The sequence below is a fragment of the Sulfuracidifex metallicus DSM 6482 = JCM 9184 genome (genome assembly GCA_032834875.1).
Taxonomy (GTDB): Archaea; Thermoproteota; Thermoprotei_A; order Sulfolobales; family Sulfolobaceae; genus Sulfuracidifex; species Sulfuracidifex metallicus.
Genome location: CP135238.1, coordinates 159,769 through 178,042, shown reverse-complemented (window position 1 = coordinate 178,042; position 18,274 = coordinate 159,769). Strand labels below are relative to the sequence as shown.

At 31.3% G+C, this 18,274-nt stretch carries 18 protein-coding genes and 2 pseudogenes; 14 read left to right on the top strand and 6 right to left on the bottom strand.

From position 1 onward, the window contains the following. Window positions 1–60 precede the first annotated feature (60 nt). Together RQ359_RS01120 and RQ359_RS01115 are read right to left on the bottom strand one after the other, a co-directional pair. The gene (locus tag RQ359_RS01120) at window positions 61–1,059 is read right to left on the bottom strand and encodes an FkbM family methyltransferase (RefSeq protein ID WP_054837989.1); all 999 of its coding nucleotides are present in this window, start codon (window positions 1,057–1,059) and stop codon (window positions 61–63) included. Beyond that, window positions 1,059–2,093, bottom strand: coding sequence for a glycosyltransferase family 2 protein (locus RQ359_RS01115; RefSeq protein ID WP_156016275.1), 1,035 nt, complete (start codon window positions 2,091–2,093; stop codon window positions 1,059–1,061). Before RQ359_RS01115 ends, RQ359_RS01120 begins: the two co-directional genes overlap by 1 nt. Window positions 2,094–2,154: 61 nt before the next feature. Between RQ359_RS01115 and RQ359_RS01110 the strand changes: the two genes are divergently transcribed. The 3 genes from RQ359_RS01110 to RQ359_RS01100 all read left to right on the top strand — a co-directional run bounded on the left by RQ359_RS01110 (window position 2,155) and on the right by RQ359_RS01100 (window position 4,061). Next, on the top strand, window positions 2,155–2,472 hold the full coding sequence (locus RQ359_RS01110) for a hypothetical protein (protein WP_054837988.1): 318 nt from the start codon (window positions 2,155–2,157) through the stop codon (window positions 2,470–2,472). A gap of 105 nt (window positions 2,473–2,577) precedes the next feature. Next, on the top strand, window positions 2,578–3,318 hold the full coding sequence (locus RQ359_RS01105) for a glycosyltransferase family 4 protein (RefSeq protein ID WP_240899984.1): 741 nt from the start codon (window positions 2,578–2,580) through the stop codon (window positions 3,316–3,318). A 398-nt stretch (window positions 3,319–3,716) separates the two neighbouring features. Next, the gene (locus tag RQ359_RS01100; RefSeq protein WP_240899986.1) at window positions 3,717–4,061 is read left to right on the top strand and encodes a hypothetical protein; all 345 of its coding nucleotides are present in this window, start codon (window positions 3,717–3,719) and stop codon (window positions 4,059–4,061) included. Window positions 4,062–4,166: 105 nt separating this feature from the next. Here the strand turns inward: RQ359_RS01100 and RQ359_RS01095 are convergent. Together RQ359_RS01095 and RQ359_RS01090 are read right to left on the bottom strand one after the other, a co-directional pair. Beyond that, window positions 4,167–4,280, bottom strand: a pseudogene (locus tag RQ359_RS01095) (IS5/IS1182 family transposase); the annotation flags it as partial. A gap of 685 nt (window positions 4,281–4,965) precedes the next feature. Continuing rightward, the gene (locus RQ359_RS01090; RefSeq protein ID WP_156016277.1) at window positions 4,966–6,051 is read right to left on the bottom strand and encodes a glycosyltransferase family 4 protein; all 1,086 of its coding nucleotides are present in this window, start codon (window positions 6,049–6,051) and stop codon (window positions 4,966–4,968) included. Window positions 6,052–6,105: 54 nt separating this feature from the next. Here RQ359_RS01090 and RQ359_RS01085 point away from each other — a divergent pair. The 8 genes and pseudogenes from RQ359_RS01085 to RQ359_RS01050 all read left to right on the top strand — a co-directional run bounded on the left by RQ359_RS01085 (window position 6,106) and on the right by RQ359_RS01050 (window position 11,704). Next, window positions 6,106–7,010, top strand: a pseudogene (locus RQ359_RS01085) (glycosyltransferase family 2 protein). 20 nt (window positions 7,011–7,030) lie between these two features. Further along, on the top strand, window positions 7,031–7,930 hold the full coding sequence (locus RQ359_RS01080; RefSeq protein ID WP_240899991.1) for a glycosyltransferase family 2 protein: 900 nt from the start codon (window positions 7,031–7,033) through the stop codon (window positions 7,928–7,930). 148 nt (window positions 7,931–8,078) lie between these two features. Beyond that, on the top strand, window positions 8,079–8,237 hold the full coding sequence (locus RQ359_RS01075) for a hypothetical protein (protein ID WP_156016278.1): 159 nt from the start codon (window positions 8,079–8,081) through the stop codon (window positions 8,235–8,237). A gap of 102 nt (window positions 8,238–8,339) precedes the next feature. Continuing rightward, window positions 8,340–8,492, top strand: a complete 153-nt coding sequence (locus RQ359_RS01070) for a hypothetical protein (RefSeq protein ID WP_156016279.1) — start codon at window positions 8,340–8,342, stop codon at window positions 8,490–8,492. A gap of 52 nt (window positions 8,493–8,544) precedes the next feature. Beyond that, complete coding sequence (locus RQ359_RS01065; protein WP_240899993.1) at window positions 8,545–8,892, top strand: hypothetical protein; 348 nt, start codon at window positions 8,545–8,547, stop codon at window positions 8,890–8,892. A 51-nt stretch (window positions 8,893–8,943) separates the two neighbouring features. Continuing rightward, complete coding sequence (locus RQ359_RS01060; protein ID WP_457921229.1) at window positions 8,944–9,261, top strand: glycosyltransferase; 318 nt, start codon at window positions 8,944–8,946, stop codon at window positions 9,259–9,261. Between the two features lie 228 nt (window positions 9,262–9,489). After that, window positions 9,490–10,536, top strand: coding sequence for a glycosyltransferase family 4 protein (locus tag RQ359_RS01055; RefSeq protein WP_156016280.1), 1,047 nt, complete (start codon window positions 9,490–9,492; stop codon window positions 10,534–10,536). Between the two features lie 526 nt (window positions 10,537–11,062). After that, window positions 11,063–11,704, top strand: a complete 642-nt coding sequence (locus tag RQ359_RS01050) for a glycosyltransferase family 2 protein (protein ID WP_457921228.1) — start codon at window positions 11,063–11,065, stop codon at window positions 11,702–11,704. Window positions 11,705–12,142: 438 nt separating this feature from the next. On the opposite strand, the gene RQ359_RS01045 is transcribed toward RQ359_RS01050, so the two are convergent. Together RQ359_RS01045 and RQ359_RS01040 are read right to left on the bottom strand one after the other, a co-directional pair. Further along, a complete protein-coding gene (locus RQ359_RS01045) occupies window positions 12,143–13,363 on the bottom strand; it encodes a glycosyltransferase family 4 protein (RefSeq protein WP_338116947.1) in 1,221 nt (406 codons plus the stop codon). Between the two features lie 23 nt (window positions 13,364–13,386). Continuing rightward, entirely contained in the window at window positions 13,387–14,487 is a 1,101-nt protein-coding gene (locus tag RQ359_RS01040; RefSeq protein ID WP_338116948.1) for a glycosyltransferase family 4 protein, read from the bottom strand. Between the two features lie 73 nt (window positions 14,488–14,560). On the opposite strand from RQ359_RS01040, the gene RQ359_RS01035 reads away from it, so the two are divergent. The 3 genes from RQ359_RS01035 to RQ359_RS01025 all read left to right on the top strand — a co-directional run bounded on the left by RQ359_RS01035 (window position 14,561) and on the right by RQ359_RS01025 (window position 18,200). Beyond that, a complete protein-coding gene (locus tag RQ359_RS01035) occupies window positions 14,561–15,073 on the top strand; it encodes a glycosyltransferase family 2 protein (RefSeq protein ID WP_338116949.1) in 513 nt (170 codons plus the stop codon). 493 nt (window positions 15,074–15,566) lie between these two features. Next, the gene (locus RQ359_RS01030) at window positions 15,567–17,105 is read left to right on the top strand and encodes an oligosaccharide flippase family protein (RefSeq protein WP_054837984.1); all 1,539 of its coding nucleotides are present in this window, start codon (window positions 15,567–15,569) and stop codon (window positions 17,103–17,105) included. A gap of 69 nt (window positions 17,106–17,174) precedes the next feature. Continuing rightward, entirely contained in the window at window positions 17,175–18,200 is a 1,026-nt protein-coding gene (locus RQ359_RS01025; protein ID WP_156016281.1) for a glycosyltransferase family 4 protein, read from the top strand. Window positions 18,201–18,274 lie beyond the last annotated feature (74 nt).

The following is an 18,274-nucleotide window of genomic DNA, read 5'->3' as shown; positions in this document are numbered from 1 at the left end:
AAAACTACTGTATCATTATCGATCATACAATGGTGGGGTAATATGATAAATAAAAATGAACTATTTTCTTTTTACACAATAAAGTATACCTATCTTATTTTTATCCCAGTTTGGATCATTTTTCCTGTATATGTGTTCATCCACAAATTCACAGTTGTATTCTCTTTCAAGCAATTCTATCAACTTATAGACAGGCATACCAGTATTATACGCATGGTATTCAAACGCTAATTGATCAAATTTAGATACTGCCTCATAATCGTTTAAAATTAAGTTATATTCGCATCCTTCGCAATCCATTTTTAATACATTAGTTTCTAAATTATACTTCTTAATAACATTATTTAATGTTTCCATTTTAACCTTTATTCCATTTCCTTCAGACTCTTTGAACAGTGTCACCGGTGCTTGCTTAGTTTCCACGTTAGAGATGTCAATATATCCTTCTTTATCTCCTACAGCGATGTTTAATGGAACGATCTTTCCTTCAAGATCGTTTATCCTAATATTTTCCACTAATTCTTCATATGCTGCAGGGTGAGGCTCTATTGCATATACCTTTTTAGCCCCCTTAATTGCGAAATAGATTGCCGTATCTCCTACGAAAGCCCCTATATCTACTACTGATTTATTCTTAACATCCACGTAACCGTATTCTTCATCCTCAAATGTTGCAATAATTTCAGCGTGAATATGTTTAAATTTTATATCTCCTTTTTCCCAATATTTACTATTATATCTCAAGTTATAATAAAGGGCTTTTAGAATGCTGTTAAATTCTCCACTAGCTATAAGTATTTCATTAACCGGTATCCAATAAGTATTTCCTTTAACATAAAACTCGATAGAATTATTTGAACAATTAATTATCTTTCCCTCATAATATAACGATAAAATATTCGCAAACATATTTCTGCTAACTTTAATTACACTATTATCCTTGCATTTAAGGAGAATTTCTGGATTTTTACGAGCATATTTAAGAATACTATTTGCCCAATTTTTCAGTAATTTCCTAGACTTAATCGCTATTTTAGCTCTTTTTATATAATTACTCATTACCTTTCACCTTTAACTAGTCTTTTAATTAACATTTTTGTCCGTTTTGAAGGAATACCATTATAAATAGTATATGGGAGTAAACTAAAATATTCGTGTAGGTCATGAGTAATTAAGTATAATGCCGAAAGGTCTTTAATTGCACTTAATACGTTCTGTTTGTAGCCTAATTTTTCTTTAATTTCTTCTGGTGAGTTATACAAGGTTAATTTAGCCCTTAATAACCTCATTTTTATAACACTTCGAATCCGATTTTTTGGAGAGATATTATTAATTATAATTTTTCCGTCATTTATAAACCTCATGTAGTAAAAGAGAGTTCTTAAAGTATCCTTTTCGTTAAGTGCTATTGAGGTGTTCTTATTATGGATTCTATATCTCGTTAATCTATCTGCAGTATGAAATAGTTTACCGTATTCAGCCGCAAAGGCAGGGATAAAATCCTCTACACCAATATTTATTTGTTTAAGAAGAGCTAATTTATCCTCTATGCAGCTACGTCTAACAGCCATTAAACTTACAGTTGCTACAGTACCATAATACTTTATCAGAAAATTTTCCATTCTTTTATCAAATGGATTTATTAGAACGTCTTCATGAGGGGTTATTTCTTCAAGAAATCTGATAATCCAATTAATTTTAGGGTCTTTAGTGTTTATATCAACTATTTTATCATTATAAATATACTCTCTTGTATCATGAAAATAAGACACTTCTTTTTGTGTACTAAATACATTATATATTTTACTTAGTTTTTCTTGTTTAAACTCATCATCATCCTCTAGGAATGCCAGAATTTCACCCTTTGACTCTTCAATTCCTACGCTAATTTGCTCTCCATAGCTAGGAGTGTCGCATACAATATTTTTATAGCCTAATTTTGCAATATAATCGTCTATGTCTTTATCTTCAAAGTTCTTAACTATAACCACTTCATATAATCTTTTATCTAATAACTGGCTGTAAACGCTCCTTATTGCGTTTTTAAGGAACTCTTTTCTATTATAAGCTGATATAATTACGCTAATTAACATTTAGGAGTATAATATATAAGCGGTTAATAAATTTTTTATTACACTATCAATAGATTAATTTATGAAAATTTTGTTCGCATTAAATCGCACGGGATTAGCCGGCGGAGTTAGATACATCTTTGAAGTAGCTAACGGGTTAAAGGATAAAGGTCATGATGTGAAAATAGTAGCAGCTTTAGCCGGAGATCATAGTTGGTTCAAGAATTTAAGGGCAGAAGTTATTTATAAGCCATTAAACTTAAACACGTTTAGTTCGATAGTATACGCTTTTTACAAGTTTTATAGATACGTTACCCTACGAAGTGCTAAGATGAAACCTTATGATACTTTTCTTTTAATTTCGTCTAAACTCGGTGTAAGACCGGACATTGTTATTTAATTAGCTGAGTTAATCAGAAGCTTTGACTCAGACGTTACTGTTGCGACTTATTACTTGACAGCGTTCTCAGTTTGGTTTTCACAAAATAAAAACCCATTTTATTTGATGCAAGACTTTCCAGAACTGGTAGAAGGAAATGAAGGAAAGTTAGGCTTAAACATGTTTTATCACTCGTTAAAATTACCATTCTCTTTTATAACAGTCTCTTCTTATGCTAAACAACTAATTGTGGAAAATAATCCCACAGCGAAAGTTACCATAGCACATCCTGGAATTGATTTGAACATTTTTAGACCAAGAAAAGCGAATAGCCAAAATCAAAAGAAGAGAATTATGGTAATATTAAGGGGGTCTAGGGTTAAAGGTGACGAAGTAGCACTAGAAGTCTTAAGGAACGTTAATAAAAAGGTTCCTATTCATGTAGTTTTTGTTGGAGGTAAAAGTCTTGTTAGGCATTATTCAAAGACTATAGGATTTGACTTTGAATACTCAGTATTTTCTAACGTATCAGACGAAGTCCTTGCCAAACTTTATTCGTCCTCGGACGTTTTTCTCCATACATCTTATGCTGAAAGTTTCGGTTTACCGCCTCTAGAGGCTATGGCTTGCGGAACTCCAGTAGTTATGACTGATAATAAGGGTTCTAGGGATTATGCTATAGATGGTTTTAATGCGTTAATTTCACAACCTGGTGATGTTAAATCATTGTCAGATAACTTACTAAAAGTGATTCAAGATGATAAACTGAGGGAGAGAATGATAGAGAATGGACTAGAGACTGCCAAAAAATTTACATGGGCAAAAACAGTAGAGAATTTTGAGAAAGCTTTAAAAGAAATAAATTAAACTATAAAATATTATGATAAAATAGTATTAATTATTGATTTACTATAGAAATATATAAGCTTCAATTGTTATGGAGTTTATTTTTATAATTTAAATACATCATTTCTACTTTTTATTGACCGCTGAGCTAGAAGATTTGATTTAGTATTGCACTTGATAAGGACAAACTATCTTTAAATCACGATATAGCTGTCGTTAGTATAGTTTACGCTATAGTTCTATAACAGTAAACGTATAAGGACTTTGGTAATCCCTTTCTCAAAAAATATTTACTAGTAATTTAAGCTATACTTGTGAAGTCGGCAGTAATAATTATCGTTTACAAGAGGTATAAGTATATTAATGAAGCGTTAAATTCAGTTTTATCTTAAACAGTCAAACCGGATCAGATAATAATAGTGGCTGATAATCCAAAAATGTTGAGCAGCTCTATAAATACAACTGTAATTGAGGCAGACTATCCGCAATTAGGAAAGAAAATTTTTGAGGCAATTAAGGCTTTAGGAGATGATATCGATATTGTATATTTCCTTGAGGACGACGATATGTTTCATAAAGATAAAATTGAATATATAAATAAAATATTTGAAAAAAGGAGAGACATAGTAACTATTCATAATTCAAGAGAATTGATAGATGAAAATAATAATAATCTAAACAATGAATTAGATAGAGTTCACTATGAAATTGAAATAGATAAGAGAAAGCATGACATAATAATAGGAATAAGTTCCAGTATATAAAGGAACATTTACGTTCTAAAAATTATGTAAGTACGGTCAACGCTCAAAATCTCTTTTTACTTCTCATCTCAGATACCTTCTTTTTACCTAAGATTATTTGCCCCAAAACACCTTTGGCGCCTTGTACTTTGTTTTCGCGTACCTATTCTCCTCCTGGAGTAATTCCCACCAGTGTTAGAAGACGTAGAAGGGGAACATTAGCTTGTATCTAGTTACCACGTTCTCGTCGTACTTGCTTTAATTCCTAGTGTTCCTCTTTTCTATAGGTAATACTTTGTATAATTACTTAAAAATTTTTGTATAATTCTGAAGCGATCCACAACGTATAGAAGACGAGAAAACATATAAAGAATACAGCGAAAAAGCAAAACAAAGAGCTATGTTCTTCTCTTTTAATACATTTAAAGAAAATATTATGAAATATTTAAACGTGTATCTCAAAAATAACTGAAGACTTAGAAATAGCCTATTATAAAGTTTTTAATTCTGTGATAACTTATAAAGAATAACGAAAGTAAGGATACTCACTGAGACTCAGCAAAGGGGAACTTATGCAACTATTTTAATCGCATACGAGAAATTAAAGGAAAAAGGAATTGATACTGAATTTTATACAACTTTTAAATCTCCATATAATGTTTTACCTCCTCCTCCTAAGAGCAAAATTTTTGGAGAAGAAAGTATGCTTAATTCTGAGGAATATTCAAAAAGAATTCTTGATATAATTTCTCCAGAAATGACGGGATTTCCTACATTAATATAAAGTAATCTATACATTTGTACTCTATTTTTAGATCATTATTTAAATAAAAAGTTTTATGGCTTGCTGCATAATAAGGTTATAAACAAAATGTGTATTATTACTGCCTAATATCTTTATCATTATTATAATATTTAATTAATTTCAAACTTTTACTAATTCCAAATAATATTCAAGATAAATGTTAAGAATTTTGCTAAGTCTAAAATTTTCGGCCCAACTTTTAGCTCCATCCGATAATTTTTTATATAAAATATCATCTTCCATTCTAATAAACGCTTCTGATAAACTTTCTACATCGTTATTTACCCTTATACTTGCCTTATCTGGCGGAGCAGCATATTCTTGACCACCATGACCTACAATTATTGTGGGTTTACCTATAGCCTCTGCTTCCAATAACGTAAGACCAAAACCTTCATATGGACTTGGATTAACTAAGGCCCTACATCTCGATAACAAATTTATTTTATCTTCCTCTGTAACCTCCCCTATATATTTTGCATTTATATTGTGAACTCTAATATATTTTATAACTTCCTTTGCTAATCCATTATCTGGTCCAGCTAAGATTAAAGGCCTCTTAACATTTGATTTTTCATAAGCTCTTAACATTGTTAGAATATTTTTTTCATTACTGATTCTACCTATATAAAGATAAAAATCGCCACCCTTAGAACTTATAGAAAATAGCTTATCATCAACCCCATTAGGAATTAACTTAGAGTTCATTCCGAATTTCTTGATCAAAATCTCTTGTTCAAATGGAGTCATACTTATAATGTTATATTTTCCAATTATAGACTTACCTAATAAATTATCTATAAATTTATAGTAAATATAAGTGATATATCCTACTTGTCCTATATTATAAAAAGGTGAATGAGGTTGTAGAATTTTAACACTACCAATTTCACTTAACTGAAAAACATGAGGATGTCTCCATACATGAACGTGAACGATATCTGGATTCAATGATTTAACAATTTTAGGTATCGAGGGAGAGTAACTACCATGAGACCATATTAATAAAGGTTTTACTCTAATTACCTTTACACCATTTATATCTTCTACTGGTTTAAAATTTGTTATATGTCTTCTATCTCTATTATACGTAACTACGAAAACCTCATGACCTTTATTTACTAGAAATTCAGAAATCTCCTTAACTACTTTTTCAACCCCGCCTATTATAGGATAATAAAATGGTGCTACTTGTACTACTCTCAATACAATCTCTCATTAATATTTTAACTTATAAGTCCTAATGTGAGGTTAATAATAATGGAAGGAATTCCAATAGAAGTGTTGAACTACAATGGAATAGAGTTATTAGAGAAATATCTTCCATCGGTTTTAGAGACTAGATATCCTTATAAAGAGGTTATAGTAATGGTTCCACCGATGACAGTAAAGAATACGTTAAATCTTTGGGAGCAAAGTTAATTTCATTAGATGAAAATTATGGACCTGCTTATGCTAGGAATATTGCATTAAGAACTTTCAAGAGTAAATACATTGCTTTTTTAGATAACGATGTGAGAACTCCTCCAGAATGGCTAGATCCTTTAATAGAAACTATAGCTCAAGATGAAAAGATAGCTGCTGTTCAAAGCTTATACACAGACTGGCCTTATGGAGATGAACCCAGATTAATCCCATGGTTTTCCACAGCAGCAGCCTTAGTTAGAAGGGAAGAGATAGCAAGATTAGGTGGTTTTGACGAGCACTATTTCTTTTATTGGGAAGATGCAGAGTTATCATGGAGACTATATAGAGCAGGTTATAAGATATTAATGGTTCCTAAGTCAAAGGTATATCACGAAGCTCATGGCACGTTTAAAAAATTACCATCGCCATTTACATCTTATTTAACATTAAGAAATCAGATGTTACTTCTCCTCACTTACTATGATTTAAACCAATTACTCACCACGTTCCCAGCATTATATATTATCAGATTTATTCAAGCTTTTAAGGGGCCAAATACCATTGCTCAAATAAGGGCACTTCTCTCATTATTTAGAGAGATAAAATATGTAATTAATGAGAGAAAGTATTTAAAAGGCATAAGTAAAGAAGGCAATATATTTTTACAGATGTTAGGAGATCAAGTATTCGGATATGAAGAGCTCTTATCATTACGTAGAGCGATTAAAAAAAGATATATTAAAAGAGTTAATAAATAATCATTAGGGCTATTTTAGCAATGGTTACGCTAAGTATAATAGTAGTTAACGTTAAGGAAAAGGAAAACTTACCTAGACTAATGGCATCTTTAAAAAAGTCTACCTATAAAGATTTTGAGCTTATAGTTGTTGACAACGAGACGACGTTAGGGGATTTTAAACTCGTTAAAATCGAAAGAGATTTAGGACTAGCTTATTGTAGAAATAAGGGGGTAGAAATTTCTAGCAGTAGATTTCTATTATTTCTAGATAACGATACGGAAGTAATGGAAGATACTATAGAAAAGTTTTTTGAATTTATTAACAAAAATCCAGATTTCATAGTACAATTAAAGCTCATAAAGGATGATGGAAGAATTGACGCGGCTGGAGGTATAATAGATGATTTAGGCTATCCATTAGAGTTATTTAAAGGAAGTATAGTAGCTGATTTTATTCCACCTGCTAATATTCTTTATGCAAAGGGTGCTGCTATAGGAATGAGTAAAGATGTTTTCAATATGTTACATGGGTTTGATAATGAATATTTCTACGGTTATGATGAAACAGATTTTTGTCTTAGAGCCGTAAAGAAAGGTAAAAAAGTAGTTTTTCTTTCATCTGCTGTAGTTATTCATCATGAACATGGATCTTTCTCTAAGCTCTCAAAAGAAAGGGAAAAAAGATTGGCTTACTATCTAGAAAGTAGAAGATTGTATTTTGTATTTAAAAATTTTAATTATAAATTTCTTCTTCCTAGAATCCATAAGATATTTTTCTATTTCATAGGAAGCATATTTATGGATATATTCCATAGAAAGAAAAATTACCTAGCTATTTCGCGAATAAAAGCACTAATATGGTTTATATCAAAATTTTATAAAATAATTATAATTAGATTAAAAGATAGAAAAACTACCTTTTTGACGAAATCCAATTAATGCGAGAAGGACTTATAATTCAACATAGTGATTTAGTTAAGAGATCTATAATTCTACCTAATAGTGAAAAATCTTCTTCAAATAACGAGAATATATTTCAGTAATCCTTTATATTAGGTTTTATATAACGCTATTTTAATAACTTATAATGAGCAAGATAAGGAGAGAAATTAATAGAATTCTTTATTATTATAAAGTATATAAAAATTTCATTAATGTAATTTTAGATATATTAAAGAAAAAAGAGTTAATAAATATCGTACTTAAGAATGGTCAAGAAGGATTATGTAAGAAAAGAACAGTTTGAGTACTTGTTGATTTAGCACAATTAGGATTTAATATAATAAATGCAAGTTGTAAGGACTCTTATTATGATAAGGCTCTCATTTGTAGAGAAATTTGCCTATGGGTGAGGACTAACATAGGTGCTGATGTTTTTCACATTGTCGAAATCTTTGGACAAGAAATTTACGGTAAGTCCTTTAAAGGTACTGTAATAGATGTTGGGGCATCAAATGCGGACTCATCCATATATTTCGTAATTAGGGGGAGGAAAGAGTAATAGCACTGGAACCCTTTCCAGAGAGGAATTCCATTATACATATAGCTAATGCATGGTATGGAATAATACCAATTGCAAAAAAAGAGGAATTAAGACTACTATTAATGTACAATACTGGTGGCCTACTTGCTATTTTAATCCAATGGAAAAAGATGATTGTGATTGTAAAAGTATTTTAAAGGTAAGTAGGTGCATAAGATTTAAGAAAAGTGGAGTAAGGAAACTTACATCTCCAGCTGAGGCTTTATATGCTATAAGAAAATTGAATAAAATTAAGAAAAACGTTTCAAGCGCTTCTGCTATAATAGCAGTAAGTAAGGTAGTTAAAGACGTCTTAATAAATAGAGGTTATCCTAAGGAAAAAATAAAGGTAATTAAATATAAACGCTTTGACTTTTAACATAGAGACTATGTACCATATAATCCTGGCGAATATTTTACTTTTGCATATTTGAGTTATCCTGATAGAGAAAAGGGAATATTTCAATTACTTTCTGCATTTTCGCTAGCTCTTAAAAAGAATGAAAAAATTAGGTTAAAAGTTCCAGGCGGCCTAGAATCGCCTCAAGTTATTAAAACTGTAAAAAAATTAGGAATAGAAGATCATGTTATTTTAACTAATAGAGTTCCTTATGATCAGTATCTTAAATCTCTTAGAGATATCTTGAATGATGTTGACTTTGTGGTAGTGCCAAATTTATATATTGATACATGGGGAAGAGTAGTTATAGAATCAATGTTGGCCGGAAGGGCCTACTATAGTTACTAAAGGTAACGGTGGACTTGTAGAACAAGTATCTGACGGTGTAGATTGCTTTCACGTAAATACGTATGACGTTAAAGAGTTTAGTGAAGCATTATATAAGATTTCACTTATACCTAGAGACAAAGTAAGAAAAATGGGAGAAATTGCAAGAGATAATGCGTTCCAAAAATTTGATAATGAAAAAATTATTAATCAATTAATAGACTTATATAAAGAAATAGGCGAGTAAAAATGAAGGATATTTCCGTAATTTTATTTGACGCTAGTGTTTTAGGCGGAATACAACTTATGACAATAGATACTATCGGCTTATTATCAAAAAATGGATATAATGTAACTTTTGTTACAATGAAAGTATCTGATAGAATAGTTAATTATTTAAAAAGATATGATCTTAAAAATGTTAAAATAAAACTACTGCTAAAAATTTCTAATATAACATTACAGATGTTGTATTCCAGGCTATTTTATAGTGAAAAAGATTTTAGTATTAATATGCATGGGGACATTCAACCTATAGCTTCTGATATTGTATATTTTCATCAATTTAATATAGATTATAGAATAAGATCACCTTTCAAGGAAAAGCTAATTTTGATTCCTCAATATTTAATAAGAAAAGGTTTTATGGAAAAAATAAGGAAAGAAGAGAAATTAGTTTTAGTAAATAGTAGATGGACAAAAGCAGAAGCTAAATATTTTTGGAACATAAATGCAGAGATCTTATATCCTCCAGTTCATGTAGAGTGGTTTAGAAATATAAATAACTTAGATAGAGATAATACCGTAATTACTATATCCAGATTCTCTAGGGATAGGGGATTAGACAATATAATAAAAATAGCTAAAGAACTAGAAGATTATAATTTTATTATTGCTGGTTATCTACAAGATCAAGAATATTTTAACGAAATAAAAAATAAAAAAACCAAAAATATACAGCTATATCCTAATATTGATGAAACTACTAAAATAAAATTACTATCTTCTTCTAAGGTTTATTTTAACCCTACTCCTTATATTGAAGGATTTGGTACTTCAGTAGTAGAGGGCATGAGTGCAGGTCTAATTCCTGTAACTAGAAATAAAGGAGGTGTAATAGACTTTGTTCCAGAAAAATATACATTTAATGAATTCACTGACGCTATGGATAAAGTGAAAAGAGCTATGGAAGATTGGAACGAGAAAGAAATGAAAGAGATGAAAAACATTTCTGAAAGATTTTCATTAGAGAATTACGAAAAAAATCTATTAAATATAATTAACAAATTTTTTTAAAGAATTATATATAGAAGAATTTCAAAATTATAAAAATATATAAGATTTTAACAAAATGGTTCCTAAAACCTTAAATATTAAAATAAGATATGAAGTTTAATGCAAGTAACCCTATTACCAGGTAATGTTAAACCTTAGGATGGAATTGAAGTTTATTCATTTGAACTTGCCAAAAGGTTAAGTAATAGAGGAATTTATGTTATAGGTCTTCGTATAAGTTCAAAAGATGATGTTTTTAAATATAATAAAAACTTTGAAGTCAACTACGTTAAAACGTCTGAATTACAAGGAGGATTAGGCTATCATATTAGAACTTTAGAAATGGTAATTAAAAAATCACAGCTAATCTTAGGCAAAAAGAAGGTATCTGAGATGAGAAGTAAAAAAGGATTTTGAGCGTTGACAAGATTTACATAATTTTTAGAACGTAAATGTTCTTTTATATACTGGAACTTATTCCTATTATTATGTCATGCTATCAATTGTTATTCCTACTTCCAATGCTGAGGATACAATTGGTGAGCTATTGGAAAGTATTAAAGCTCAAGACTTCCATGACGATTATGAAATAATCATAATAGATAACGGTTCTAAGGATAAGACTGAAGAGATTGTAAAAAAATACATAGATCACTTACCGATAAGATACTATAAATATGAGGAAAAACTAGGTCATGCAGGAGCTATAAATGAAGGAATAAGTAAAGCTAAAGGAGAATACATTTTAATTTTACACGACGATCTAATTCTAGGGGAAAGAAACTGGATTTCAGTAATGCTTGAAACGGTCAAAAAAGATGAAAGGATTGGCATAGCTTCTTCGCTTTTTATTACCCCAGTTAAAAAACTCAGGAGTACGATTGATAAAATATTCTCCTATATTTACATACTAGGGTGGCACGATAAAGTACCTAACTCGCCTATAATGGAAGTACTATACAGCGGGCTTAATAATGACGTTATCAGAAGAGAAGTTATAGAGAAAGTCGGTTTTCTCGATAATACATACAAATACGGTATGCACGACATAGATTTTGCTGAAAGGGTTAGAAGAACTGGGTATAAGATTGTATTAAATCCAAAAGTACATGTGGAGCACTTACTTTCTTATTATCAAAAATCGCTAAAGTCCCATTTGGTTAAAGCCTGCAATACGGATTCCCTTTAGCAATAATTTTGAAGAAGTACAAATATTTGCCCAATTTGGATAACTTAATTTATTTTCTAAGCGTATTTTTCTTCTTATTAAATTTCTTTCTACCTTTTTATCCTCTTCTTTTCTTTGTAATATTACTCTCGCTACTCACTTTTCCATTAGAACAGCCTAACTTTTATAAGAAGAACAAGTATGTCATCAGAGCTAAGAAAATTGTCATAGGTTATTTGCTGGGGGCTATAGCTTACTTAATTTTTCATCCATTATTCCTTTTAGCCATTGGCGGGTCAGTAATACTCTATAGAACTATTACCAGTGCGTTGAATTCATATAAAGAGTTAAGAAACTTAAAGGTGACCTTAGGTGTTATTCTATTTTATCCTATATGGACTTTAATTAACGGTAGCGCAGTATTCTCTGGCATTTTCAAGTTTATATTTACGAAATAATTTATTCGCTTAATTCTTTATACATCTCTATTATGTCGTTAATTATCTTATCCGGATTATACTTTGCTAAAGCGTTGGCTCTAGCTTTTTCTCCCATTTTCTTAATCTCCTCCCTCGGAATTAATGATATTTTATAGAGTGCTTCAGCAAATTCCTTAACACCATAAGTATTAACGTGGAAACCATCAACGCCGTCAGTAACTTGCTCAACTAACCCTCCGTTACCCTTAGTTACAAGTACTGGTCTACCAGAAAGCATTGATTCTGTTACAACTCTACCCCACGTCTCAATGATTAAACTCGGTACTACAACAACATCAACGTCACTTAAAATTTCTCTCATTTTCTTTACATACTCTTCATAAGGAACTCTTTCTGTTAGAATTACATGTTTAGTTAGTTCTAAATCCTTAACAATCTCAACCACTTGTTTCGATTCTGGGCCTCCAAGAACTTTAAGCCTTAAATTATTATTATTCTTTAAAGCTATTGCAAAAGCCTCTAACAAGTTGAATATACCCTTCTCCCTATCCGGGTAACTAAGGTACGCAAAAGTGAAAAACTTATCATTTGGAGTGTACGGTACGTAATCTATGTTTTTTGTAAGTGCACTAATGGTAATAACTCTTATCTTCTCTTCGGGAAAACCTCTAGATATTAGGACGTCCTTTACCACCTTGCTTAAAGCTAAAATTACTGAGGCAGAAGATACATTTTTCTTTATCCTTTCCATTTTTCTTATTGTGTAAAATGCCTCAAGCGTTGACGTAAGCAAAGATTTGCTTTTCTTACTACTTATAGCTTTACTCACCTTACCCACTGTTTTACAATCACAGTCATTACAAGTCATTGAATTAAAGTAACAGGTTGGCCACCAATACTGTATTGTTATTACAGTCTTTACTCCTCTCTTTTCGGCTAAAGGTATTATACCGTGCCAAGCGTTAGCTATGTGAAGTATTGAACCTTTTTCTGGGTTAATCTCGTTGAGAACCCTCTTTGAGTAAGATGGACTATTAAGCATCGTCTCTTCTCCGAATATCTTACTTTTAGGAGGAGAAGGTAATACATTAAAGTTGGAGGGAAAAGAAGTATACATTTCCACGTCTATTCCTTTCTCCTTTAGAAACTCGTACATTAGTAAAGTAGTAGCGTAAACTCCTCTCTGTCTCGTCTCTAATAAAATTCTAACCCTCAATTTAATCAAATAATTGGTTGTCACGCAGTATTTAAATTATTATAAACCTATCGCTTTTTAAATCTCTTCATAAACTCCTCAAACTTGAATTTCTTAGCGGTTTCTATTGTACCTAAAGAAAGCCTATCAGCCTCTGACGGATTATCCAGCAAGTACTCCACATATTCAGCTATCTTTTTGTAATCATCAACGTCAGCGATTAGGGAATTATGATTATGTATTCCGTAATCTTTAGACCCCTCAGTCCTTGTCATGACTACCGGAGTACCGCAAGCCATAGCTTCTACTGGCGGAAGTCCGAAACTTTCCAACCTTGATGTATAAACGAAAATATAAGATGATGCATATAAATTTGCCAATTCTGTCCAAGAAAGTCTAGGATGCTCTATATATTTAAAGCCAAGATCCCCAAGATTGAAGTTGTCTGAGTTAACTATGTGTATTTCAAAATCTTTTCTCTTTCTATAGATTTCATTCATAGCTTTTACAAACGTATCAAAACCTTTTGTAGGAGCTATACGGGCTATAGTCATTATTATTCTTTTCCTCTGTGATGGTTTAACTAACCTAGTGTTAAAGAACTCATCCGGAATAAATATTCCTACTCGCAATATTTTTTCCTTACTATTAAATTGCTTAATTATATTATCAGTGTAATTCGAAATGCTTAGAAAAGTAAGATCAGAGGAAAATGCTTTTGATATATATTTTTTGACCTCTTTCCATTGATCATAAATGAAATAAGCGTCAATTGAATCTTGTACAAATACATATTTTCCACCAGCTCTTACAGTTGGTAATATAGTATACCATGATGTAGCAATTACTATATCACTCTTTACTTTCTTAACAAGATTTGCTAATATTCTCATATTCATTTCATAAAACTGGGTTGTAGCCCAGCTAAATCTCTTAAAGCGCCTATTAGATTCTAAAAGAAATTGTATTGAAAAGAGAGGACGTAAAAATTTCCTTTGAGTAAACACATTAGCATATCTTGTAGGATTATAACCAGAATAATTCCATCCCACTAAACTGACTAAATTTACAGTATGTCCTTCTTTAGCTAGCTGATCCGCAATCCTGTAGATTATTAGTTCACCGCCAGCTCCTCCTAATCCCCACATTACAAATGTTATATTAGCCACGAAATGTAATGAGCTAAAATAAGGTTAAAAATTATTATAAAACCTTTTATTCTTCTTTTTTCTTACTCTTTTTGTGCCTTTTATTTCAGTTATTATTACTGCTCATAATAGGAGGGAGTTTTTACTTGAGGCTGTTAACTCTGCCTTAAACCAAACACTACCAAGAGATGAATATGAGGTAATTGTTGCAAAGAATTTCTCAGAATACGATAACATTTTAAAAAATCTAGGTGTAAAAACTGTATTTTCTAATGAACAGAATCAAGGTGCTGATATTGTCAACGCTTTATCCTATACAGAAGGTGATGTTATTTGTTTTCTAGACGACGATGATTTATGGGTTCCATGGAAGCTAGAAAAAGTTAAGGAGGAATTTAAGGAAGAAAGCTTAGGCTATTATCGTCATGCTCTTTTAGCTTTTAGGCAAGGTGAAAATATAAATGAACTTATAGGCAAGTTGAAAGAAAATGACAACGAATTTATAAGAAATAGGTTCATTGATTTAAGCCCAGTTAATTCAAGTTCTACGTGTATTAAGAAAGATACTCTAATGAAATGTATTTCACAGCTAAAAAAGGTAAGATAGTTTATTGATAACTTTTATTACTATTTTGCACTACTTAAAAACTGCAAGATTAAGTTCGACCCAGTTATATTAACTTTATACAGATAGCATTACAATAATTCTACTGCTTTAAAAGAGAAAAGTTTTCAAGATTGGTTAGAGAAGAAAATAACCTTTTATTCTAATCGATATGAGCTGATACTAGAACTTATAAGTTCTTGTAAATCAGAAGGAATAAGCGACAGCGTAATTAAAGCGCTGTTAGCTCAAGCTTTAAGTGACAAAATAACTGTAACTAGATTATCTAAAGACGGGCCGCATAAAGCAAATTTTAGTGATTACCTGAAATATGTTAGTCTGGATTATAAAAACTTTAGAGGAATTTTATTAGCATCACTAATCTTTATGCCTAAGTCCATTCAATTATACGTTGCAAGGAAGTGGTACGAAAAGGAGCAAAAAGCTTCCTAGAGTACTGTCTAAATTTTTATATGTATACAAGGTTATTGGCTTAATGGGTGATATATCTAAATACGCTATCACGTCATACCTCCACATCTTAGTAGGCACATTCTCGGCAATGGTTTTACTAGGCTTAAACACCATCATTATCGCTAGGCTACTAGGACCTGCAAATTACGGTTTATACACTCTTTCATTTGGTATTCCTTACTTTCTTTTAGGCTTCATAGATTTAGGAATGACTACTGCAGCGCAAAGATACATTTCGGAATTCATGACTAAAGGAAAATTAGCAGGTGCAAAAAAAGTGTTTCAAATTACTTCATCTTACATGCTCACATTATCCTTGGTTTTCACTGTGCTCTTCTTAATCTTAAGTAATTACATTGCGAGTACAATACTAAATAGACCAGAATTAGCTATTTATTTAAGGATTTCAGCCTTAGTAATTCTCTTAGAAACGGTATTTAGGTACATTAGTTATAATCAGTTACTAGCATTAGGAAAATCTCACGTAAGTTCATTTATAGATTTCTTACATGCATTATTGAGGTTTATTTTAGCGCCATTATTAATAATTCTAGGTTTTGGAATAGCCGGGGCGATCTTTGGTGTATTAGCGGGATATGCTGTTGCCGGAATAGTTGGGATCACTTATTTGCTCTACATTTTTAGGGGGATAAAAGCTGAAGGAGATATATCATTAAAGAGTATTTTCTCTTATAATATACCGTTTACGATTTTGGGCATAATAGGGTTAATTTCGAGTGAAGTCCAATATATCTTACTTTCTCGGCTCATAATTGCCTCAGATATAGGTAATTATGTTGCCGCTAACAACTTAACTAGTATTATAGCCATCTTTACTTCTCCCTTAGCTCAGATAACTTTACCTACCTTCTCTAGGATAACTGACGAAAGACCGTATGCCGAGGCAGTAATGAAGTATTCCAAGTATGCTTTACTAATAACGTTGGGAGCGCAAGGGATGTTATTTTCCGTTTCATTTCCCCTTGTTTACTTACTTTATGGGAAGTACTCATTAGCTCCCTATTTATTGCAGCTTTCCTTGACCCTCTCAATCTTAACCTCGTTTCTTTCTCTTTACGGAAGGAATACTATCTTCTATATAAAAAGAATGTACAAGATTCCAATTGTAGAAAATATAATTAATATTTCTGTATTTATACCACTATCATATTTCCTTCTCTTACACTACGGTATTGTGGGCATGATATTTTCAGTTTGGGGTTCATCAATTGTAACCACAATTTATGAGGATATACAGTTAAGTAAATTAATAAGATTGAAATTGAAGAAATCAATTTTTACCCTTATTAGGATTGAAACTATAGCACTTATCTCACTCATATTACCTACTATAATAGAGTTCAAGATTCCTTATCCTTACAACCTTCCACTTTCCTTGGTAACTTTTATAACTCAATATATAATATTGATAGCATTGTTAAAAACAATTTCCACTATTGAAATTAATGAAATTGAATCAGCACTTGAGAATAGCAAGTTTAATATTATTCTGAAACCATTACTGAAACTAATCCTCATTATTTCATCATTACGAGTTTAAATTCTCATTATTATTTAGTGTGAAATCTTTGGCTTAAAGTTTAAAGTAGTCTCATTTTACATTACCATTATGAGAATATTAATAACGAGAAGAGAGCATCTTGATGCTCTAGACGGCGTCAGTAGGTTTGTTTTCACATTAGGGGAAGGAATGAGAAAATTAGGTAACGAAGTATTTTTCCTTACGCATCACATCGAACGCGATTTTTCCCCTTTGGAAAGATGGGGTGTTGATGCTAAATATAAGGCTTTTTCAGTTCCTAAGCCTATAAAAAAAGTAGTTATTGATTGGTCCTTTGAGGGAAGTAAGGTAGTGAATGAGTTTTCTCCAGATTTGATCATAATGAATGGAGTTACGTGGATTAGAAGTAAGGCTAAGAAAATTGCAGTAATTCACGGTAATGGTCTTGATGAAGCTAAAAAGAGTAAGGTTAACGCGTTAGCTTTACGCTTCCTTTATTCCAGGCAAGATTACGTTGTGTGTATTTCGCAGAAGGTTAAGAGGATGGCTCCCGAGTTGGGCATTAAATGTCACGAAGTTATACCTATTCCATTTAAGAACGATGGATTTAAATACTACCCTAGAGATAAGAGAGGATTTATCCTTCATGTAGGGACTAGAGGTGAGAAAAACGTTACCGTTTCTATTGAGGCTATTAGGCTCTTAAGGGAAAGAGGGTTTAACGTGAACCTAGTTATAGTAGGCCCTGCTGCTCATTACTGGAAGGAAAAATTTGAATATGACTGGATTATCCCTAAAATAGTAAATGATGAAGAACTCAAAGAGTTATATGCAAGAGCTATAGCCTTAATTTTACCGTCTACATTTGATGGCTTTTCGTATACGACTCTCGAAGCTTCAGCAAGCGGTACTCCAGTGGTCGGCAGTAACTGTATTCCAGAAGAGGCATTAATTGATGGATATAATGGTTTTAGAATTAATGGAATTAATCCTAACGATTATGCTAAGAAATTAGAGATGATATTATCAAACTATGAGTTATGGGAAAAGATAAGCAGTAATGGAAAGGAGTTGGTAAAAAACTATGATTATATTTCCATATCTAAAAGATATCTGGAGCTAGCATCTGAATAGTTATTGATAAATACCAATTGTGGGATTATATTAATAAAGTGTGTATTGATTCATAATTAACTAAGGAAAAAACC

Coding starts and splice junctions, on each gene's coding strand:
- RQ359_RS01055 (WP_156016280.1), top strand. CDS start 9,490: ATGAAGGATATTTCCGTAATTTTATTTGACGCTAGTGTTTTAGGCGGA.
- RQ359_RS01120 (WP_054837989.1), bottom strand. CDS start 1,059: ATGAGTAATTATATAAAAAGAGCTAAAATAGCGATTAAGTCTAGGAAA.
- RQ359_RS01075 (WP_156016278.1), top strand. CDS start 8,079: ATGAGCAAGATAAGGAGAGAAATTAATAGAATTCTTTATTATTATAAA.
- RQ359_RS01025 (WP_156016281.1), top strand. CDS start 17,175: ATGAGAATATTAATAACGAGAAGAGAGCATCTTGATGCTCTAGACGGC.
- RQ359_RS01080 (WP_240899991.1), top strand. CDS start 7,031: ATGGTTACGCTAAGTATAATAGTAGTTAACGTTAAGGAAAAGGAAAAC.
- RQ359_RS01065 (WP_240899993.1), top strand. CDS start 8,545: ATGGTATGGAATAATACCAATTGCAAAAAAAGAGGAATTAAGACTACT.
- RQ359_RS01030 (WP_054837984.1), top strand. CDS start 15,567: ATGGGTGATATATCTAAATACGCTATCACGTCATACCTCCACATCTTA.
- RQ359_RS01105 (WP_240899984.1), top strand. CDS start 2,578: ATGCAAGACTTTCCAGAACTGGTAGAAGGAAATGAAGGAAAGTTAGGC.
- RQ359_RS01110 (WP_054837988.1), top strand. CDS start 2,155: ATGAAAATTTTGTTCGCATTAAATCGCACGGGATTAGCCGGCGGAGTT.
- RQ359_RS01115 (WP_156016275.1), bottom strand. CDS start 2,093: ATGTTAATTAGCGTAATTATATCAGCTTATAATAGAAAAGAGTTCCTT.